The organism is Lysobacter sp. Soil_C_15, assembly GCF_057657315.1.
The window spans coordinates 370,865-391,721 of sequence record NZ_JBDGIR010000004.1 but is presented as its reverse complement, the minus strand read 5'-3'; the positions used below and the strand labels follow the sequence as shown (position 1 = coordinate 391,721).

At 70.6% G+C, this 20,857-nt stretch carries 17 protein-coding genes; 12 read left to right on the top strand and 5 right to left on the bottom strand.

The window, feature by feature from the left end:
• Nucleotides 1–250 precede the first annotated feature (250 nt).
• The 3 genes from AC3A57_RS12180 to AC3A57_RS12170 all read left to right on the top strand — a co-directional run bounded on the left by AC3A57_RS12180 (nt 251) and on the right by AC3A57_RS12170 (nt 2,421).
• Nucleotides 251–769, top strand: a complete 519-nt coding sequence (locus AC3A57_RS12180; protein ID WP_487579162.1) for a hypothetical protein — start codon at nt 251–253, stop codon at nt 767–769.
• A gap of 64 nt (nt 770–833) precedes the next feature.
• On the top strand, nt 834–1,637 hold the full coding sequence (locus AC3A57_RS12175) for a pseudouridine synthase (protein ID WP_487579161.1): 804 nt from the start codon (nt 834–836) through the stop codon (nt 1,635–1,637).
• A gap of 262 nt (nt 1,638–1,899) precedes the next feature.
• Nucleotides 1,900–2,421 (top strand): hypothetical protein, encoded by a 522-nt coding sequence (locus AC3A57_RS12170; RefSeq protein ID WP_487579160.1) that lies wholly within the window; start codon nt 1,900–1,902, stop codon nt 2,419–2,421.
• A 143-nt stretch (nt 2,422–2,564) separates the two neighbouring features.
• On the opposite strand, the gene AC3A57_RS12165 is transcribed toward AC3A57_RS12170, so the two are convergent.
• The 3 genes from AC3A57_RS12165 to tdh all read right to left on the bottom strand — a co-directional run bounded on the left by AC3A57_RS12165 (nt 2,565) and on the right by tdh (nt 5,411).
• On the bottom strand, nt 2,565–2,963 hold the full coding sequence (locus AC3A57_RS12165) for an HNH endonuclease (protein WP_487579159.1): 399 nt from the start codon (nt 2,961–2,963) through the stop codon (nt 2,565–2,567).
• Nucleotides 2,964–3,040: 77 nt separating this feature from the next.
• Nucleotides 3,041–4,234, bottom strand: coding sequence for a glycine C-acetyltransferase (gene kbl, locus AC3A57_RS12160; protein ID WP_487579158.1), 1,194 nt, complete (start codon nt 4,232–4,234; stop codon nt 3,041–3,043).
• A 142-nt stretch (nt 4,235–4,376) separates the two neighbouring features.
• Nucleotides 4,377–5,411 (bottom strand): L-threonine 3-dehydrogenase, encoded by a 1,035-nt coding sequence (gene tdh / locus AC3A57_RS12155; RefSeq protein ID WP_221671651.1) that lies wholly within the window; start codon nt 5,409–5,411, stop codon nt 4,377–4,379.
• A gap of 147 nt (nt 5,412–5,558) precedes the next feature.
• On the opposite strand from tdh, the gene AC3A57_RS12150 reads away from it, so the two are divergent.
• From AC3A57_RS12150 to AC3A57_RS12140, 3 genes are all read left to right on the top strand, one after another.
• Nucleotides 5,559–7,712, top strand: a complete 2,154-nt coding sequence (locus AC3A57_RS12150) for a S46 family peptidase (RefSeq protein ID WP_487579157.1) — start codon at nt 5,559–5,561, stop codon at nt 7,710–7,712.
• A gap of 267 nt (nt 7,713–7,979) precedes the next feature.
• Nucleotides 7,980–10,079: a S46 family peptidase gene (locus AC3A57_RS12145; RefSeq protein WP_487579241.1), complete on the top strand. Its 2,100-nt coding sequence runs from the start codon at nt 7,980–7,982 to the stop codon at nt 10,077–10,079.
• 549 nt (nt 10,080–10,628) lie between these two features.
• Complete coding sequence (locus AC3A57_RS12140) at nt 10,629–12,731, top strand: S46 family peptidase (RefSeq protein ID WP_487579240.1); 2,103 nt, start codon at nt 10,629–10,631, stop codon at nt 12,729–12,731.
• Between the two features lie 467 nt (nt 12,732–13,198).
• Here AC3A57_RS12140 and AC3A57_RS12135 read toward each other — a convergent pair whose 3' ends face one another.
• Both AC3A57_RS12135 and AC3A57_RS12130 read right to left on the bottom strand, forming a co-directional pair.
• Nucleotides 13,199–13,426, bottom strand: coding sequence for a DUF6289 family protein (locus tag AC3A57_RS12135; RefSeq protein ID WP_221671654.1), 228 nt, complete (start codon nt 13,424–13,426; stop codon nt 13,199–13,201).
• Between the two features lie 263 nt (nt 13,427–13,689).
• Nucleotides 13,690–13,920, bottom strand: a complete 231-nt coding sequence (locus AC3A57_RS12130; RefSeq protein ID WP_221671655.1) for a DUF6289 family protein — start codon at nt 13,918–13,920, stop codon at nt 13,690–13,692.
• Nucleotides 13,921–14,320: 400 nt separating this feature from the next.
• Between AC3A57_RS12130 and serA the strand changes: the two genes are divergently transcribed.
• The 6 genes from serA (at nt 14,321) to AC3A57_RS12100 (ending at nt 20,801) form a co-directional block, all read left to right on the top strand.
• Nucleotides 14,321–15,883, top strand: coding sequence for a phosphoglycerate dehydrogenase (gene serA, locus AC3A57_RS12125; RefSeq protein WP_221671656.1), 1,563 nt, complete (start codon nt 14,321–14,323; stop codon nt 15,881–15,883).
• Nucleotides 15,884–15,885: 2 nt separating this feature from the next.
• Nucleotides 15,886–16,530, top strand: a complete 645-nt coding sequence (locus AC3A57_RS12120; RefSeq protein WP_487579156.1) for a histidine phosphatase family protein — start codon at nt 15,886–15,888, stop codon at nt 16,528–16,530.
• A 91-nt stretch (nt 16,531–16,621) separates the two neighbouring features.
• Complete coding sequence (locus AC3A57_RS12115) at nt 16,622–17,227, top strand: hypothetical protein (protein WP_487579155.1); 606 nt, start codon at nt 16,622–16,624, stop codon at nt 17,225–17,227.
• A gap of 133 nt (nt 17,228–17,360) precedes the next feature.
• On the top strand, nt 17,361–18,641 hold the full coding sequence (folC, locus tag AC3A57_RS12110) for a bifunctional tetrahydrofolate synthase/dihydrofolate synthase (RefSeq protein ID WP_487579154.1): 1,281 nt from the start codon (nt 17,361–17,363) through the stop codon (nt 18,639–18,641).
• Nucleotides 18,642–18,788: 147 nt separating this feature from the next.
• Nucleotides 18,789–19,877, top strand: a complete 1,089-nt coding sequence (locus tag AC3A57_RS12105) for an SPOR domain-containing protein (protein WP_487579153.1) — start codon at nt 18,789–18,791, stop codon at nt 19,875–19,877.
• Between the two features lie 126 nt (nt 19,878–20,003).
• Nucleotides 20,004–20,801 carry a CvpA family protein gene (locus AC3A57_RS12100; RefSeq protein ID WP_487579152.1) on the top strand — a complete coding sequence of 266 codons (798 nt, stop codon included), beginning with the start codon at nt 20,004–20,006 and terminating at the stop codon, nt 20,799–20,801.
• Nucleotides 20,802–20,857 lie beyond the last annotated feature (56 nt).

The window sequence follows — 20,857 nt, the reverse complement described above, 5'->3', positions numbered from 1 at the left end:
CTAAGCCTCTGGAACGGCGCGGGCTCCGGCCCGCGCACGGCAGCACCCACGAAGCCCGGCCTCGCGCCGGGCTTCGTTTTTTCGCGGCGCGCCGAGCGCGTCCGGGCATGACGAAGCTGAATCGAGCATCGCGCTAAAAAACCTCGATAACCGCCTGATTTCGCGGGTTGTCCATGGCCTTGCGCGCGCCTACACTGGCGCATCGTTCAACGGCGCGGCGATGCGTTCGCGCCGAACCCGGGAGACCCTCATGCGCCGAGTCCTTGCCGCCACGTCGTTGTTCCTGTTCGCCGCCGCGGCGCAGGCGCAGACCGCCAATTGCGCAGCGCTCGCCGCCACGCGCGCGCAGCCGGTCGAACCGACCCTGATCGCGCCGATCTCGCCGGAACTGGTCGCGCCCGCGCACCAGCTCGGCTCGCCGAGCGGCGTGCTGTCGCAGGCGCTGGACGAAGCCTTGTCGGTCGACCAGGTGCTGCTGCGCATCCGCCTGGAAGGCTGCAACGTCGCCAAGGCCGCGCCGGCCTCGACCGGCATGCCCTCGGCCAACGACCCGGCGGCCTACAAGCCCAAGACCGAGTTCGACAACACGCCGTGGCGTTTCAACATGAGCCAGGGCGGCAAGCGCATGACCGCCGACGAGTTCAGCGCCTGGATGAAGGCCAAGGGCGTGCGCGTGGCCAAGGGCAACGGCGCTGCGGCCGCACCGGCCGCGCCGGCGCCGGTGGTCGAAGCCGCACCGGCCGCGGTCGAGAAGAGCAAGAAGAAGTAAGCCGCATCGGCGGCGCAGCCGACGGCCGCGGGCATCGCCTGCGGCCGTTGCGTTTTTGGGCGCCATGCATCGGCGCCGCGAACCGCGCGCCGCCCAAGTCCCGATCCGATCCCAGCGATCCGCCGCCGCCTTGAGTCCGCCTCCGCCCCGTCACGGTCTGGCCCGCGTGCTGTCCAAGCAGGGGCTGTGCTCGCGCAGCGAGGCGGCCAAGTGGATCGCCGCCGGACGGGTCGCGGTCGACGGACGGGTGGTGCGCGATCCGGAGTTTCCGATCGTCCAGGGCCGTCAGCGCATCGCCGTCGACGGCCAGGCGATCGAGGCGGCCCAGCGCGTCTATCTGATGCTCAACAAACCGCGCGGCCTGGTCACCACCGCCCAGGACGAACGCGGCCGCGACACCGTCTACCGTTGCTTCGACGGCGCGCTGCTCGACGGCGCGCCCCTGCCGTGGCTGGCGCCGGTGGGCCGGCTCGACAAGGCCAGCGAAGGCTTGTTGCTGTTCAGCAACGACCCGCCGTGGGCCGCGGCGATCACCGACCCGGAAACCGGGCCGGACAAGACCTACCACGTGCAGGTCGACGCGATTCCGGATCCGTCCTTGCTCGCCGCGCTGCATGCCGGCGTCGCCGACGACGGCGAGTTGCTGCGCGCCAAGTCGGCGACCCTGCTGCGCGCCGGCGAACGCAACGCCTGGCTGGAGATCATGCTCGACGAGGGCCGCAACCGGCAGATCCGGCGTCTGCTGGCGGCGTTCGACCTGGACGTGCTGCGGTTGGTGCGGGTCGCGATCGGCACGCTGGCGCTCGGCGAACTGGCCAAGGGGCAGTGGCGGCGGCTGGACCCGCAGGACCTGCAGCGGCTGCGCTGAGCGGGCCGCAACGCACGCGGCCCGCAGCGGAAATCCGACCGCAGTAACGGTCGCGGACGCGGCTCGCGGCTTATGGTGGGCGCCGGAACCGCCGCTGCGCACCGCGCGCGGCCATCGCGCGACAAGGAGGTGCGCTGCCGGCCCGGGCCCTGCCCGCGGGAGGCCGGACCGATCGGAGCCTGGCAATCTTCCGCACTTCCAACCGCACCGCGGCCCCCCGGCCGGCGGCGCGCCGACTCGTCATGCCAAGGAGAGACCTACGATGTCGCAGCAAACCCTCACCCCCGTCCGCAAGCCCCGCGCCTGGACCCAGCGCGTGCGCGCCCTGCTGGTCGCCGCGCTGCTGAGCTTCAGCGCCGGCGCGATCGCCGACCCGGTGATCGCCAACCAGATCCTGCAGGCGGTGCGTTACGACCGGCAGATCCTGGACATGGACCTGCAGATCGCCAAGACCTTCGTGCAGAGCGGCAATATCGCCCAGGCGCGGCTCTACTACACCCGCGCGCAGATGGACGCGACCCTGCTCAGCGTTCAACTGGCCAAGCTGCAGCAGCAGAATCTGGACTCGCTCAACCGCGGCCTGTACAGCAACCGCGCGGCGATGGAACTGGCGGTCTCCAAGGGCCAGATGGCCCGGCTGCAGAGCCAGTACATCGAGATGGACCTGGCGATCCTGTCGCAGCTGCCGACTTCGATGGAGCATCGGGTCAAGCTGGATATGGATCTGCTGATGTTCAACATGACCATGCAGCAATTGGAACAGGCGATGCGCGACGCCGCCTGAGCGTCCCATGGGCGGCCGCACGACGGCCGCCCATGTCGCAGCCGCGGCGGCTGATGGCTGATCCGGCGCGCCGCCAGGCGCTCGCGGCCGCGCCTTGGCCCAGCCCAATTCCGAATCTCCAATCCCGGTGCCGCCAGGCGCCCCTAATCCCCGTCCCCGCCAGGCGCTCGCCAGCGCGCCAGGCGCGCTTCCAGCAAGGCGGCGACGACTTCCCGCGCCCGTGCGTCGCCGGGCCCGCGCGCGTCGTGGCTGGCGCCCTTGCCGTGGTTGCACGGCGCGCAGGCGAGGGCGAGGTTGCGCGGATCGTCGGCGTCTTCGCCGACCTGTGCGGTCAGCGCGGCGGCGGCGCGGCGGCCGAACCAGGCGCTGGGCACCACGTGTTCCAGCGAGGCCGAGCCCAGGGCCTGGCCGTCCTCGCGCAGGGCCAGCGCGCGCCGGCAATGCAGGCAGCGCGTGCGCCAGACCCGTTCGCCGGCGTCGAAGCCGGCCAGCGCGTCGGTGCGCACGGCTTGCAGCAGGCGGCGGCGCAGCGCGGAACGCACGGGTTCAACAAAGCGAAACGGCGCCGGGGAGGCCGGCGCCGTCGAGAACGCGATCGATCGATGCCGGCACCGGCGGCTCAGCCTTGGATCACGCCGAGCTCGCGGCCGATCTTGATGAAGGCCTCGATCGCCCGATCCAGGTGCTCGCGGGTGTGCGCCGCCGACATCTGGGTGCGGATGCGCGCCTGGCCCTGCGGCACCACCGGGTAGAAGAAGCCGATCGCGTAGATGCCTTCTTCGAGCAGGCGAGCGGCGAACTTCTGCGCCAGCGGCGCGTCGTACAGCATCACCGGGCTGATCGGGTGCACGCCGGGCTTGACGTCGAAACCGGCGGCGGTCATGCGTTCGCGGAAATAAGCGGTGTTGCGCGCCAGTCGCTCGCGCAGGTCGCCGGCCGCCGACAGCATCTCGAAGGCCTTGATGCCCGCGGCGACCACGTGCGGCGGCAGCGAGTTGGAGAACAGGTAGGGGCGCGAGCGCTGGCGCAGCAGTTCGATCACTTCCTTCTTGGCGGTGGTGAAGCCGCCGAGCGCGCCGCCCATGGCCTTGCCCAGGGTGCCGGTGAAGATGTCGATCTGGTCCATCACCCCCTTGACCTCGGCCGAGCCGCGGCCGTGGGCGCCGAGGAAGCCGGTGGCGTGGCATTCGTCGATGTGCACCAGGGCGCCGTACCTTTTCGCCAAGGCGACGATTTCGTCGAGCGGGGCGATGAAGCCGTCCATCGAGAACACGCCGTCGCTGGTGATCAGCTTGGTCTTGCAGCCGGCGGCCTCGGCGGCCTGGAGCTGCTTTTCCAGATCGGCCATGTCGCAGTTGGCGTAGCGGAAGCGCTTGGCCTTGCACAGGCGCACGCCGTCGATGATCGAAGCGTGGTTGAGCGCGTCGGAAATGATCGCGTCGTTCTCGCCCAGCAGCGGCTCGAACAGGCCGCCGTTGGCGTCGAAGCAGGCGGCGTAGAGGATCGTATCTTCGGTGCCGAAGAACTCGGCGATGGTCTTCTCGAGTTGCTTGTGCAGGTCCTGGGTGCCGCAGATGAAGCGCACCGAAGCCATGCCGAAGCCGTGCGTGTCCAGCGCGTCCTTGGCCGCCCGGATGATGTCCGGATGATCGGCCAGGCCGAGGTAGTTGTTGGCGCAGAAGTTCAGCACCGTGCGCCCGTCCTCGAGCACGATTTCGGCCGACTGCGGGCTGGTGATGATGCGCTCGGACTTGAACAGCCCGGCGGCGCGGATCTCGTCGAGGGTGTCGGCGTAGTGTTGGGTCAGGGACATGGTTCGGGACTCGGGACTCGGGACTTGGGACTCGGGACTCGGGACTCGGATAGGCGCGGGAGGGGAGTCGGATCGGCGCTAGCGTGCGCCGACTCGGAAACTCGGGTTTTGCAAGTCCCCAGTCCCGAGTCCCGGCTTCGCGTCAGTTCCAGCTAAGCACGACCTTCCCGGCCTTGCCCGCTTCCATCAGGTCGAAGCCCTTCTGGAATTCGTCGATCGGCAGTTGGTGGGTCAGCACCTTGCCGAGCGGGAAGCCGGACAGCACCAGCTGGGTCATCTTGTACCAGGTCTCGTACATCTTGCGGCCGTAGATGCCGTGCAGGGTCAGGCCCTTGAAGATGATCTTGTCCCAGTCGGCGCCGGCGCCCTTGGGCATGATGCCGAGCATGGCGATCTTGCCGCCGTGGTACATGCAGTCGAGCATGTCGTTGAAGGCGCGCGGGTTGCCGCTCATCTCCAGGCCGACGTCGAAGCCTTCCATGTGCAGGTCGGCCATCACGTCCTTGAGCGACTGGTTGGCGACGTTGACCACCCGGGTCGCGCCCATGTCGGCGGCCAACTTGAGGCGGAAGTCGTTGACGTCGGTGACCACCACGTTGCGCGCGCCGATGTGCTTGCAGATGCCCGCGGCGATGATGCCGATCGGACCGGCGCCGGTGATCAGCACGTCCTCGCCGACCACGTCGAACTCCAGCGCGCAATGCGCGGCGTTGCCGTAGGGATCGAAGAACGCGGCCAGTTCGCTCGGGATCTGGTCCGGGATCGGCCACAGGTTGCTGGCCGGCATGACGATGTATTCGGCGAAGGCGCCGTTGCGGTTGACGCCGATGCCGGTGGTGTTCGGGCACAGGTGCTGGCGGCCGGCGCGGCAGTTGCGGCAATGGCCGCAGACGATGTGGCCTTCGGCCGAGACGCGCTGGCCCGGACGGTAGCCGGTGACGCCGGGGCCGAGGTCGACGATGCGGCCGACGAACTCGTGGCCGATCACCAGGCCCGGCTTGATCGTGCGCTGGCTCCAGTCGTCCCACAGGTAGATGTGCAGGTCGGTGCCGCAGATCGCGGTTTTCTCGAGCTTGATCAGCACCTCGTTCGGACCCGGCACCGGTACCGGCACGTCTTCCATCCAGATGCCCTTGCCGGCTTCGCGCTTGACCAGTGCCTTCATCGTTTGCGTCATGGGGGTCGTTACCTGAGAGCCGCGGCGGCGCCGCGCGGGAAAGAAGCGCGAATTATACGCCGCCGCCCGGGGCGGGGCCGGGCCCGGGTTTGCCGGGGTCGGCCGGCTTGGCCTATCGTCGCGGCTTCGTAAAGTTCCGGAACGACCATGCGCCCCCGTGTGTTAGCCCTGTCCCTGGCCTTGTGCGCCACCGCCGCCCAGGCCGACGAAGGCATGTGGATGCCCTCGCAGCTGCCCGATATCGCGCCCCAGCTGCGCGCCGCCGGTTTCCAGGGCGACCCCGCCGGCCTGGCCGAGCTGACCCGTGCGCCGATGAACGCGGTGGTCAAGGTCGGCGGCGCCACCGGCGCCTTCGTCTCCGCCGACGGCCTGGTGCTGACCAACCACCACGTCGCCTTCGGCGTGATCCAGTACAACGCCAAGCCGGAGCGCGACCTGATCCACGACGGCTACGTCGCCGCCGACCGCGCCGCCGAGCTGCCGGCCAATCCGGATTTCCGCGTACTGGTCACCACCGGCTTCGACAAGGTCACCGAGCGCGTGCTGAAGGATGCGCGCGGCAAGCGCGGCCGCGCCTACTACGACGCGGTCGACGCGGCGACCAAGTCGCTGGTCGCCGAATGCGAACGCGAGCCCGGCTACCGCTGCAGCGTCGCCAACATGTACTACGGCACCGACTTCTACCTGATCCGCCAGCTCGAGCTGCGCGACGTGCGCCTGGTGTACGCGCCGCCGGACAGCATCGGCAACTACGGCGACGAGGTCGACAACTTCGTCTGGCCGCGCCACAGCGGCGACTTCACCCTGCTGCGCGCCTACGTCGGCCGCGACGGCAAGCCGGCCGACTACTCGCCCGACAACGTGCCCTACGCGCCGCCGGGGCACCTGCAGATCGCCACCGAACCGGTGCGCGAAGGCGACTACGCCATGCTCGCCGGCTATCCGGGCGTGACCTTCCGCCACCGCATGGCCTCCGAGTTCGCCCAGCAGATCGAATGGCAACTGCCGTCGCGGGTGGCGCTGTACGCCGGCATGATCAAGACCATCGAAGCGGCCGCCTTGGGCGACGCCGAGGCCAAGGTGCGTTACGCCGCCCAGGTCGCCGGCTTCAAGAACACCCTCAAGCGCGCCCAGGGCGAGCTCGACGGTCTGCGCCGCAGCGATGCGGTGCGGGTGCGGCGCGAGGACGAGGCGGCGATGCTGGCCTGGCTGGGCAAGCAGGCCGACGCCCGCGCGACCCGAGCCGACATCGACGCGAGCCAGAAGGCGCTCGACGCCGGCGCGGCCACCCGCGAGCGCGACCAGTTGCTGAGCGCGATCCGCAGCCAGGTCCAGTTGCTCGGCGCGGCGCTGACCGTGCAGCGCCTGGCGCTGGAGCGGGCCAAGCCGGACGCCGAGCGCGAATCGGGTTACCAGCAACGCGACGAGGCCCTGATCGCCGGGCGCCTGAAGCAGGTCCAGCGCCGCTACTGGGCGCCGGTCGAGAAAGACCTGCTGCGCTACCTGCTGCTGCAGTACAAGGCGCTGCCGAAGACTCTGCGGGTGGCCGAAATCGACCGCGTGTTCGAGGGCGAGGACGAAGCCGCGCTCAAGCGCAGCATCGACGCGGCGTACGCGAACACCGGTTTCGGCGAAGAGACCGCGCGCTTGCAGGCGATGAAGAGCGACGCCAAGGCGCTGCAGTCCTCGCAGGATTCGTTGCTGCGCGCCGCCGCGGCGCTGACGCCCGCGTTCGTGCGCATCGAGGAAGAGGGCAAGGCGCGCGAAGGCGAGCTGCTGCGCCTGCGCCCGGCCTACATGCGCGCCCTGATCGCCTACCGTCGTTCGCAGGGCCGCGCGGTCTATCCCGACGCCAATTCCACCTTGCGGGTCAGCTACGGCAAGGTCAGCACGATGGACCCGCGCGACGGGGTGAGCTATCGCGCCCTGACCACGGTCCAGGGCATCGTCGAGAAACACACCGGCAACGCACCGTTCGACGCGCCCAAGCCGTTGCGCGAGGCGATCGCCAAGGGCGATTTCGGCAGCACCGCCGATCCGCAGCTCAAGACCCAGACGGTCGATTTCCTGACCAACCTGGACACCACCGGCGGCAACTCCGGCTCGCCGGTGCTCGACGCCCACGGCCGCCTGATCGGGCTGAACTTCGACAGCAACTGGGAAGCGGTCAGCGCCAGCTGGATGTACGACCCGCGCTACAAGCGCGCGATCCACGTCGACATGCGCTACCTGCGCTGGCTGCTGGCCAAGGTGTATCCGGCGCCGCATTTGCTGAAGGAAATGCGGCTTCCGGCGGAGTGAGGGAGTGCGAGGAGTGAGCGCACAAGAGCGAGTAGTGAGCGCAGAGGAGCGAGGAGTGAGCGACAGCTTGGCTCTTGCTCTTGCTCACTTCTCTGCGCTCGCTCCTCTCGCTCCACGTGGCGACCCATGGTCGTCCAGGCTAGAATCGACCACCGTTTTCCTATTCGAATCAGGGGTATACGCATGCGCTACACGACATTGGCCGCGGCCGTCGCGGCAGGGACGCTGGGCTTGGGCCTGGCCACGACGGCCGGCGCCGTCGAAGGCATGTGGGTGCCGCAGCAGCTCCCGGAGATTTCCGCGCCGCTGAAGAAGGCCGGGCTCAAGCTCGACGCCAAGCAGTTGGCCAACCTCACCGGCGACCCGATGGGCGCGGTGGTTTCGCTCGGCGGCTGCACCGCCAGCTTCGTCTCCCCGCGCGGCCTGGTGGTGACCAACCACCACTGCGCCTACGGCGCGATCCAGCTCAATTCGACCGCGCAGAAGAATCTGATGCGCGACGGCTTCAACGCCGCCACGCCGGGCGAGGAAGTCTCCGCCGGCCCGGCCTCGCGCATCTACGTGCTCGACTCGATCCAGGACGTGACCGCGCAGATCAAGTCGGCGATCGACGAAGCGGTCGAACCGATCGACCGCACTCACGCGCTGGAGACGGTGCAAAAGCGCCTGGTCGCCCAGTGCGAAGCCGAGCCGGGCTACGGCTGCGAGGTCTACAGCTTCTTCGGCGGCAGCACCTACCGTCTGTTCCGCCGCATCGAGATCAAGGACGTGCGCTTGGTCTACGCGCCGCCCGGCAGCGTCGGCAACTACGGCGGCGAAGTCGACAACTGGATGTGGCCGCGCCACACCGGCGACTTCTCCTTCTACCGCGCCTACGTCGGCAAGGACGGCAAGCCGGCCGCGTACGCGAAGGACAACGTTCCCTACCAGCCCAAGCACTACCTGAAGATCGCCGACAAGCCGCTGGGCGAGGGGGATTTCGTCATGGTCGCCGGCTACCCGGGCCGCACCAACCGTTACGCCCTGGCGGCCGAGTTCGACGCCACCGAGGACTGGACCTATCCGACCCTGTCCCAGCACTACAAGAACCTGGTCGCCCTGGTCGGCGAAACCGCGAAGAAGGACCCGGAGATCGGGGTCAAGTACGCCAGCACCGTGCGCGGCTGGCAGAACACGCTGAAGAACTACGACGGTCAGCTGGAAGGCTTCGGCCGCGTCGGCGTGGCCAAGAAGAAGCACGCCGACGAAGAGGCGGTGCTGGCCTGGTTGAACAAGCGCGGCAAGGCCGGCGCGCCGGCGCTGGCCGGCCACGCCAAGCTGGTCGAGCAGATCGAAGCCGCCAACGCCCACCGCGACCGCGACCTGGTGTTCTCGCAGCTGCGCCGGTTCGGCGTGATCGCCGCTTCGGGCACCCTGTACCGGCTCGCGGTCGAGCGCGCCAAGCCCGACGCCGAGCGCGAGCCCGGCTACCAGCAGCGCGATCTGCCGTCGATCAAGGCCGCGCTGGAGCAGATGGAGCGCCGCTACGATCCGCGCATGGACCGCGAGCTGCAGGCCTATTGGCTGCGCGAGTACGTCAAGCTGCCGGCCGGCGAGCGCATCGCCGAACTCGACCGTTGGTTGGGCGGCAGCGACGAGAAGGCGATCAAGCGCGGCTTGGACAAGCTGGCCAAGACCAAGCTCGGCAGCACCAAGGAGCGCCTGGCGTTGATCGACGACGACCGCTCCGCGATGGACAAGAGCCGCGATCCGGCGATCCAGCTGGCCAAGGCGCTGTACCCGGCGGTGCTGCGCCTGGAGCAGGAAAGCAAGGCCCGCGAGGGCGAGGCGCTGGTCGCGCGTCCGGCCTACCTGCAGGGCGTGATCGACTACCGCAAGAGCAAGAAGCAGGCGGTCTACCCCGACGCCAACTCGACCCTGCGCATCACCTTCGGCAACGTCAAGGCCTACGCCAAGCTCGACGGCAGCAAGCAGGCCGCGTTCACCAAGCTCGAGGAAGTCGCGGCCAAGGCCACCGGCGAGGAGCCCTTCGACGCGCCGCAGAGCCTGCTCGACGCGGTCGCCGGCAAGCAGTACGGCGGCCTGGCCGACAAGCGCCTGAAGACGGTGCCGGTGAACTTCCTCTCCGACCTGGACATCACCGGCGGCAACTCCGGCTCGCCGGTGCTCGACGGCGAAGGCAAGCTGGTCGGCTTGGCCTTCGACGGCAACTGGGAATCGGTGAGCTCGAACTGGCTGTTCGACCCGACCATGACCCGGATGATCTCGGTCGACCAGCGCTACATGCGCTGGATCATGCAGGAGGTCTACCCGGCGCCGCAGCTGCTGACCGAGTTGGGCGTGCCGGCGCAGAAGCCGAAGAAATAAGCCGCTACGCGCGGCGACACGATCGACCCGAAACGCCGGCCGCCCCGCGGCCGGCGTTCTTGTTTGCGCCGCCCCCTGTTGGAGCGGCGTGAGCCGCGACACCGAAGCGGCGTACGCGAGCGCGGCGGCTGGCCTGCGGATACCGGAATTGCGCTGCTGAACCGTGTCGCGCCGCTTCGGCCGATGGCGGGTATTCACCGCTTCGGAGGCCGCGGTTCACGCCGCTCCTACAGCAGCCCGACTCGCAAGGACAACCCCCGCTCTTGCCAATCCCCAATCCCCAATCCCCAATCCCGGCGTTAACAAAAAATTAGCGCCCGCGTCCGCGCAATCTGAGCGAACGGTGAAGCCCCGCCATCGCCTGCGGCCGCTCGATCGCCGCCGGCCGCATCCGGCATGGCCTTGGCCGAAACAGCCGAGCTAGACTCGTCCTCCCTCGGTCGATCGGACGTCTGGATGCGATACACGGTGCTGGCCCGCGCGATGGTTCTGGCAGGAGGCTGGTTCGGCTTGGCGGCCTGGAACGGCCCCGCGCATGCGGTCGAGGGCTTGTGGACGCCGTCGCAATGGCCCGAACTGGCGCCGCAGCTCAAGCAGGCCGGGCTGCGCGCCGCGCCCAAGCAACTGGCGCAATGGGCCGACCCCAAGGGCGATCCGCTCGGCGCGGTGGTGCCGCTGGGCAGTTGCACCGCCAGCTTCGTCTCGCCCAAGGGACTGCTGCTGACCAACCATCACTGCGCGCTCGGCGCGATCGCGCTCAATTCCACCGCGCAGAAGAACCTGCGCCGCGACGGCTTGCGCACCGGCACCAACAACGACGAGGTGTCGGCCGGGCCGAACGCGCGCATCTTCGTGCTCGACGCGGTGCAGGACGTGACCGAGCGGGTGCGCAGCGCGCTGGGCGCCGCGGCCGATCCGCTGGCGCGGATCGCCGCGCTCGACGCGCTGGAGCGGCAACTGATCGCCGAGTGCGAGACCGAGCCCGGCTACGCCTGCCGCCTGTACAGCTACAGCGGCGGCAATCGCTACCAGCTCCAACGCAACATCGAGATCCGCGACCTGCGCCTGGTCTACGCGCCGCCGGACAGCATCGGCAACTTCGGCGGCGAGAACGAGAACTGGATGTGGCCGCGCCACACCGGCGACTTCGCCTTCTACCGCGCTTATGTCGGCCAGGACGGCAAGCCGGCGGCGTTCGCGATCGACAACGTGCCTTATCAGCCCAAGCGTTGGCTCAAGATCGCCGACAAGCCGCTGGGCGCCGGCGATTTCGTCGCCGTGGCCGGCTTCCCCAGCCTGACCAACCGCTATGCGATGGCCGACGATTTCGCCGCCAACGCCGAGTGGACCTATCCGACCGTGGCCGGGCATTACCGCCGCCTGGCCGCGTTGGTCGAAGCCGAGACGCGCAAGAACCCCGAGATCGCCGCCAAGTACGCCTCCACCGTGCGCGGCTGGCAGGGCGCGGCGATCAATTACGACCGCCAGGTCGAAGGTTTCCGCCGCGCCGGCGCGGCCCAGGCCAAGCGCGAGGAAGAAGCCGCGCTGCTGGCCTGGCTGCGCAAGCAGGGCGCGGCCGGCGAGCCGGCGTTGGCCGCGCACGCGCGCCTGCTCGAGCTCGGCGCGCAATCGCGCGCGGTGCGCGAGCGCGATCTGATCCTGAGCCAGTTGTTCGCCACCGGCTCGCTCGGCGCGGCGATCCAGCTCTACCGCGCTTCGATCGAACGCGCCAAGCCCGATGCGCAACGCGAGTCGGGCTATCGCGAGCGCGACGCGGCCGGCTTCGAGAACGGCCTGCGCCAGGCCGACCGTCGCTCCGATCCGCGCGTGGACCGGGCGCTGTACGACTACTGGCTGCGCGAATACCTCAAGCTGGCCAAGGAACAGCGCGTCGCTGCGCTCGACCAATGGCTGGAAGGAGAGGACGACAAGGCGGTCAAGCGCGCGCTCGACCGGCTGGGCAAGTCGCGCCTGGGCACGCCGGAGCTGCGCGCCAACTGGCTCAAGGCCGACCGCGCGGCGTTCGAGAAAAGCAAGGACGGCGCGATCCAGTTCGCGATCGCGGCGATGCCGACCCTGCTGCAGTCCGAGCGCGAGATCCGCAACCGCGCCGGCGAGACCCTGAGCGTGCGGCCGGCCTACCTCAAGGCGCTGGCCGATTACCGCAAGAGCCAGGGCCGCGTCGCCTATCCCGACGCCAACGGTTCGCTGCGGCTGAGCTACGGCACGGTCGTCGCCTACACCAAGGACAGCGGCGCCAAGCAACTGCCGTTCACCCGGGTCGAGGAAATCGCCGCGCGCCATACCGGCAGCGAGCCGTTCAAGGCGCCGCCGGTGCTGCTGGAAGGCATCCGCACCAAGCGCTACGGCGCGCTGGCCGACAAGCGCCTGGGCTCGTTGCCGGTGAACTTCCTCTCCGACCTGGACATCAGCGGCGGCAACTCCGGCTCGCCGGTGCTGGACGCGCAGGGCAAGCTGGCCGGGCTGGTGTTCGACAGCAACCTGGAATCGGTGAGCGCGAGCTGGGTGTTCGACCCGGCGACGACGCGGACGATTTCGGTCGACCAGCGCTATATGCGCTGGATCATGCAGGAGGTGTTCCCGGCGCCGCGCCTGCTGGCCGAAATGGGCGTCCCCGCCGGCGGCAAATAGCGCCGCTTCTTGTAGTAGCGGCGTGAGCCGCGACCAACCGAAGCGACGCGATACCACGCTGCCGGCCGAAGCCGCGTCGCCACCAAGCGATCGCTTTGCTTTGCCGGGCCGGGCTTCGGCAATCCCGCTCGCGCACGTCGCTCCGGCTGTCGCGGCTGACGCCGTTCCTACGGGGACAAGCCGAACCGGCTCTTGTAGGAGCGGCGTCAGCCGCGACCAACCGCAGCGACGCGATGCCGCGCCGTCGGCCGAAGCCGCGTCGCGGCAAGGCGAACGGCCTTTGCCGGTCGGTCCCGGCTTCGGAAAATCTCGCTCGCGTACACCGCTCCGGTGGTCGCGGCTGACGCCGCTCCTACAGTCGGATTAGGCCGCTTGCGGGCGGACCAGCGCGTGCGGTCGATACACGCGCCCCAACGGCGAAGGGCCGGCGAGGCCGGCCCTTCGATACAGCGAACGCGCGCGGCGAATCAGCGCGGATTGCAGACCAGGTGGCCGACGCTGTACTTCGAGGTGCGGACGCCCGATTCGGTCAGCACGCCTTCGCAGCTCATCTGGGCCTGGCCGACGACGTTGCCGCTGGCGTCGAAGTAGACGTAGAACTCGCCGATTTCGTCCGGACCCGGCGGGCGGGCGAGGGTGGTGGTGGCGACCAGGGCGGCGACCAGGCCGAGACCGAGGGCAAACGACTTACGCATGGCGAACTCCTTATCGTGCAGTGGCGTTGCTAGGAAGATCCGGCGCGCGGGCCGGAGGTTGGCGATGTCTGCGCACGCGCGGGACGGCTCGCGCCAAGCGTCGCTCACGCTCGGCGGGGCGAGTACGCCGCATGCCTGCACAGACCGTGACTCGGCTACGGTAACGACGATGCGTCCGCGAGGCTGCGACGCGCGCGGTCCGGATGTTGGCGGCTTCCCGATCCCGGACGCGGCTTGCGCGCAACGCGCGAGCGCTCATGCGATCAGTTCGGATCCGGATCGCAGATGAAATAGCCGTCGCTGTAGTTCTTGGTGAACGTGCCCCACGACGAGCGGGTGTTGTCGCAGTTGATGGCCTGGTAGCCGACCACGCTGCCGTTGGCGTCGTAGTAGTAGTAGAACTGGCCCGGACCGGTGGGACCGATCGCGGCGACCGCGGCGCCGACCGCGGCGAGCGCCGCGAAGCCGAGCGTCAGAGCGAGTTTCTTGCGCATGGCGTTCTCTCTTCGGATGCCGGCAGAGCGCCGGCGCGAAGACGCTAGGACGGCGGTCGCGATTCCACAATGTGCCGTTGTGCTCGCAATCGTATCTTTGTGACGCGGGTCCACGGCGCCATCGAAAATTGCTTGTCGCTGCACACAAGCGCTGGCGTTCGCCGCCGCCGCGCGAGGCCGGCGCCTGCGCACTTGCATGCGCGCGCGCGCTGACTTAGGCTGCGCGAGCAGTCGCGGATTCCCATGCCAGCCGGCCCCGTCTCCCGACCCGTGTTCGATGCCGCCCCGCGCGGCGCCGCCGTCGGCGGCATCGCGGCCCGCCGTTCAGGGCCCGAGATCTTTCCGTAGTGCCGGCTCGCATTCGCTCCGTCGTCTGTCCCCACACGACCTGGAGCTTGCGATGAAAGTACTGGCCTGCGATGGCATTCATGAAGACGGTCTGGCCCTGTTCCGCGAAGCGGGCTGGGACGTCGTCGTATCCGACCCGATCAAGGATCCCGCCGCGCTGGCCCAGGCGCTGCACGGGGTCGACGCCGTGCTGGTGCGTTCGGCGACCAAGGTCCCGGCCGAGGCGCTGGCCGATGCGGCGCAGCTGCGGGTGATCGGCCGCGCCGGCGCCGGCGTGGACACCATCGACGTCGACGCCGCCACCGAGCGCGGCATCGCGGTGATGAACGCGCCCGACGGCAACACCCTGGCCGCGGCCGAGCACGCGATCTCGCTGCTGTTCGCCCTGGCCCGCCACATTCCGCGCGCCGACGCCGGCATGAAGGCCGGCGAATGGCCCAAGGCCGGCCTCACCGGCTTCGAACTGGAAGGCAAGAAGCTGGGCGTGATCGGCCTGGGCCGCATCGGCGGCACGGTCGCGCGCAAGGCCCAGGGCATCGGCATGGAAGTCGCCGCGCACGATCCCTTCCTGCCCGCGTCCGCGGCCGGCAAGGGCAGCGTGCCGCTGAAGACCCTGGACGAACTGCTGGCCTGGGCCGACGTGGTCACCCTGCACATCCCGCGCACCAAGGAAACCACCAACCTGCTGTCGGAAGCGCGCATGCGCGCGATGAAGAAGGGCGCCTACCTGATCAACGCCGCGCGCGGCGGGCTGGTCGACGAGGCCGCGCTGCTGGCGCTGATCGAGGAAGGCCACATCGCCGGCGCCGCGCTCGACACCTTCGTCACCGAACCGCTGCCGGCCGATTCGCCGCTGCGCGCCAATCCCAAGCTGATCCTGACCCCGCACCTGGGCGCTTCGACCAGCGAAGCGCAACAGGCGGTCAGCACCATCCTGGCGCGGCAGATCATCGATTTCGCCGCCACCGGCGCGGTCGCCGGCTGCGTCAACCTGCCGCCGCTGACCGCCGAGGCGGCGCGCGAAGTCGGCCCGTGGATGCCGCTGATGTCCTCGCTCGGCCGCCTCGCCGCGCGCCTGATCCCGGCGCCGACCCGGCTGGAGATCACCTACGCCGGCCGCACCGACGCGCTCGACACGCGCCCGCTGACCCGGCTGCTGGTCGCGGCCTTGCTCGGCACCGCCTCGGGCCGGGTGACTCCGGTCAACGCCCTGCAGGAAGCCGCCGCGCGCGGCCTGACCGTGGCCGAAACCCTGGGCGGCGACGGCGACGGTTTCGACCGCCTGCTCAAGCTGCGCGTGGTCGGCGAACAGCGCACCCGCGAGATCGAAGCGACCCTGCACCGCGGCCCGCGCGTGGTCCGCCTGGACGGCGTCGAAATCGAATTCGACCCGCAGGCGCACGTGCTGCTGCTGCGCAACGAGGACCGCCCGGGCATGATCGGCGCGGTCGGCTCCAAGCTCGGCGCGGCCGGCGTCAACATCGTCAACTTCGCCCTCGGCGCGGCCGGCGACGGCCAGGCGCGCGCGGCGATCACGGTCGACCGCCCGGTCGACGACGAACAGCTCGCCGCGCTGCGCGCGACCCCCGGCATCCTCTCCCTGGCGCAGGTCTGATCATGCGGATATTGCTTGCCCGTCACGGCGAAACGCCGTGGAACGCCGAAGGCCGCTACCAGGGCCAGGAAGACATCGCTTTGTCGCCGGTCGGCGAAGCCCAGGCCAAGGCGCTGGGCGCGCGCCTGCGCGAGGTGTCGATCACGCGCGCGGTGGCCTCGCCGCTGAGCCGCGCGCGCACGACCGCCGAACTCGCCCTGGGCGAGGAGCGTGCGTCGATGCTCAAGCTCGATCCGGGCCTGATGGAAATCGCCCACGGCACCTGGGAAGGCCTGCTCGCCAGCGAGATCCGCGAGCGCGACGGCGACCGCCTGCGCGCCTGGCGCGAAACCCCGCACGAGGTGCTGATGCCCGGCGGCGAATCGATCGTCCACGTGCTCGACCGCGCCTGGCCGGCGTTCGCGCGCGCCTGCGAGGGCCTGGGCGACGACGACACCTTGCTGGTGGTCGCCCACGACGCGGTCAACCGGGTGCTGTTGTGCAAAGTGCTCGGCATTCCGCTGGCCAAGCTGTGGACCTTCCGCCAGGCCCCGACCACGCTCAACCTGCTCGAAGGCGACAGCGTCGACCGGCTCGACGTGGTGCGGCTGAACGACTGCAGCCACCACACCGCGTTGTTCGGCGAAGCGGTGCACCGGGCGTTGTAAGCCGCCGCGGACGCCGTTAGGGTGCGCGTGTCCGGACGGCCGGGCCCGCGCGCCGCGCGGGCGGCCGCCGGAGCGAACAGGAACGGACTCGGTGGCGGATCAAGACGAATCCGGCGAGCGCGGCTCGCCGTTGTGGGTGCCGGGCGGTTGGGCCGGCCTGCTGTTGTTGCTGGTCGCGGGGCTGGCGGTGTTCGGCTACACCGCGGTGACCTTCGTGCCCGCGCCTTGGCTGGCCGGGCCGGTCGGCTACGGCTTGGCGATCCTATCGGGGCTGGGGCTGCTGTGGCTGTTCCCGCGCCAGTCGCTGCGCGGCTCGCACAGCCTACAGTCGCTGCCGTTGCCGCAGCCGCTGGTCTTGGGCCTGCTCGGCATCGCGCTCAGCGCCATGAGCTGGTTCGCGCTGACTCTCGGCTTGCCGGGCTTGATCAACGAAGTGGCCGGTCGTCGGGTCGAGGAGACCTCGGTCATGCTCGGCCGGGTCCAGCACAGCCGGCGACGCTGCGATTACCGGGTGGTCGGCGGCCTGGCCGAGCGCACGCTGCGCGGCTATATGTGCGTGGATCGCGATTTGGCCCTGCGCCATATGAACGCGCCCGGCGCGGTGCGGGTGATCGGCCGGCGCACGGCGCTGGGCTTGTCCGTGGTATCGGTCGAGGCCGAGCGTCCGGGCCGCCGCACCGACTCGACCATTCGTTGACCGCGGCTGGGGTCCGGCGGCGTACTGGCCGATTCGCCGCGCCGCTGCGCCGGCGCGGCCGTGGTCGCTTCGCCTGCCTGGGCCGCTGCGGCCGATGACGCCGGCCGGCCTGCGCATCTGCGAAAATGCGCGGATGAACCGCACCCTCGCCGACTGGCTGTCCTACATCGAACGCATCCACCCCAAGTCCATCGACATGGGCCTGGAGCGCATCCGCGAAGTCGCCCAGCGGCTGGGCCTGGGCCGGCCCGGGCGCCGGGTGATCACCGTCGGCGGCACCAACGGCAAGGGCTCGACCGTGGCCTTCATCGAGGCGATGGCGCGCGCCGCCGGCTGGAAGGTCGGCGCCTACACCTCGCCGCACCTGCTGGCCTATAACGAGCGCATCCGGATCGATGGGCGCGACGCCGCCGACGCCGATATCGTCGCCGCGTTCGAGGCGATCGAGGCCGCGCGCGGCGAGACCGCGCTGACCTATTTCGAGTACGGCACCCTGGCCGCGCTGTGGCTGTTCGAGCGCGCCGGGCTGGATCTGGCGATCCTGGAAGTCGGCCTGGGCGGGCGCCTGGACGCGACCAACCTGGTCGACGCCGACGTCGCCGTGATCACCACCGTCGACCTCGACCACCAGGACTACCTGGGCGAGGACCGCGAAAGCATCGGTTACGAGAAGGCCGGCATCGCCCGGGCCTGGAAGCCGCTGGTGCTGGGCGACGACGATCCGCCGTCGAGCGTGTTGCGCCATGCCTATGTCATCGGCGCTTCGGCGGTGCGCGCCGGCTGCGACTTCTTCTTCGCCGCCAGCGCGCCGCAGCCCGATCAGCCGCCGCAATGGCGCTGGCGCGAGGTCGGCTTCGGCGTCGACCTGCCGCTGCCGGCGCTGGCCGCGCCGGTGCAGATGCGCAATGCGGCGGTCGCGATCGCCGCGCTGCGCGCGCTCGGCAAGGCGCCGAACCGGCAGCAACTGGCCGCCGGCGTGGCCGCGGCGCAGGTGCCGGGGCGCCTGCAGCGCTTCCAGCGCGGCGCGGTCGAGATCGTGGTCGACGTCGGCCACAACCCGCAGGCGGCGCGCGAACTGGCCGCCTGGCTGGCGGCCCAGCCGGCCGCCGGCCGCACCCTGGCGGTGTTCGCCGCGCTGGCCGACAAGGACGCGCCCGGCGTGGTCGCGGCCCTGGCCGAGCGCATCGACGCCTGGCACCTGGCCGGGCTGGACGATGCCGGCGCGCGCGGCCAGAGCGCGCAGGCCCTGGCCGAGCGCCTGCACGGCAGCGCCGCCGCGGCCGGCACGCCGCACCCGGACGTGGCGACGGCGCTGGCCGCGGCGCGCGCCCAGGCCGGCGACGGCGACCGCATCCTGGTGCTGGGCTCGTTCCACACCGCCGCCGCGGCGCTGGCCTGGCTCGCCGCGCACTGAGCCGCCCAGCGAACCCGAACCGCCGCGCGGCCATGCCGAGTCGGGCGTTTCTGAATGCATTGCGCCTGGGCGCGATCCGACCCCGGCCGTCGCCGCCGGCGGGGGTATAATTCGCGCCGGTAACCGGTCCGCGAGCATCCCATAGCGATGGAACCTGCCCTGAAACAGCGATTGATCGGTGCGATGGTATTGGTCGCACTGGCGGTGATCTTCCTGCCCATGCTGATCAAGGGGCCCGCGCCGGAAAGCGGCGCGTCCGACGTTCCGCTGACCCTGCCCGACGCGCCCAAGGGCGAGACCGAAACCCGCGAACTGCCGCTGGTGACGCCGGGAGACGCGCCGCAGGGCGGGGTGGTCGGCCTGGACGGCGCCGCGCCGGCCGGCGACGGCCAGACCCTGCCGACGGTCGATACCGCGGCGCAGAACCAGGGCATGCATCCGGCCGCGACCGCGGGCGGCAACTACGCGGTCAGCTTCGGCAGCTACGCCAGCGCCGGCGACGCCGACAAGGTGATCGCCGCGTTGCGCGCCGCGCGCCTGCCGGGCTACCAGGAAACCGCGCTGGGCGCCGGCGGGCGCACCGTGCACCGGGTCCGGATCGGCCCGTTCGCGACCCAGGCCGACGCCGAGGCCGCGCGCCTGGGCTCGACCAAGGTCCGCAACGACATCAACGCCAAGGTGGTGGTGCTGGACGCCGACGCCGCCGAACCGGCCGCGAGCACCGCCGCGGCCGCAGCCGCGCCGGCGGTCAGCGCGCCGCAGCCGCTGGCCGAGAGCGCGCCGGCCAAGCCGGCGCCGCTGCCGGCCGAGACGTCCAAGCCCGCCGCCAAGCCGGTCGAGCCGGCCAAGCCGGTAGCCAGCAAGCCCGCGGAAACCAAGCCCGCCGCCAAGCCGGCCGAGACCAAGCCCGTCGCCGCGACCAAGCCCGCCGAGGCCAAGCCGGCGCCGGCCAAGCCGGTCGAGGCCGCCAAGCCCGCGCCCAAGCCGGCCGCGTCCGGCACCGGCTTCGCGGTCCAGCTCGGCGCCTTCGGCAATCTCGAGGAAGCCAACAAGCTGCGCGACCGTGCGCGCGCGGCCGGGTTCAGCGCCTTCGTCGAACAGGTCCGTACCGACAAGGGCACGCTCAACCGCGTGCGCCTGGGTCCGGTGGTCAGCCGCGCCGATGCCGACAAGCTCAAGGCCCAGGTCGCCGGCAAGCTCGGCGTCGGCGACGCGCTGGTCAAGCCGCACCCGTAAGGGAGCCGCGGCGGCAGTCTATCGGCCGGCGCAGGGCGCGCCGGTGCAACGCGCATCGCGGACGCGCTTCGAGGCGGAGATCGCCATGGTCGGGGTGGCGCCGGTGCGCAGAGGGAGCGTCACGCTATGACGGCATTGGATTGGGGTTTGGCGGTGATCGTCGGTTTGTCGGCCCTGCTCGGCATGGCCCGCGGGCTGATCGGCGTGGCGGCCTCGCTGGCGGCCTGGCTGCTGGCGGGCCTGGCCGCGGTCGTGTTCGGCGGCGATGTCGGCCGCAGCCTCGGCGACGGCCAGGTCGGCTGGGGCGAGTACCTCGGCGGCTATGCGCTGTGTTTCGTCGTGGTCTGGGTCGGCGTGGGGCTGATCGGCTGGGTGATCCGCCGGGTCGCGCATTCCTACGGCCTGTCGGAGATGGACCGGCTGCTGGGACTGGGGCTGGGCGCGGTGCGCGGGGTGATCTTCGCCTGCGCGCTGCTGGTGTTCCTGGGCATGACCACGCTGCCGCGCGAGCGCGCCTGGCGCGAGTCGGGCCTGGCGGCGCTGCTGATGCCGGGCGCGAAGCTGATGCGCAGCGCCTTGCCGGACGCGATGGCGGGCAAGGTCGACCTGGAAGGGCGCGGCACCTCCTTGCAGGCTTCGGTGCAGCAACAGGCCAAGAGCCTGGAGCATGAACTGGGCGGCCGCCTGCCCAAGGCGCTGCCGGATGTGCTCGGCGACCCGGCGACGGCCGGCCAGCCGCAGAGCCGGGCGCGGCCGCAGGCCCTGCCGGACGGCCTGGGCGGTTTGACGGACGCCTTGCCTGAGGCGATGCGCGACCTCATACCGGGGTCGAGCCGCGGCGCGGGAACCGCGCAAGGGGCGCGGGTCGAAGGCGACCCGGCCCAGGTCGGTGCGGAGAAGCGCGACGACAAGCAGGTGCAGTAACGGCCGCGCGCATCGGCGCGGCGGCCGGCGGACGCGGACCAGGATCGAACACGAGA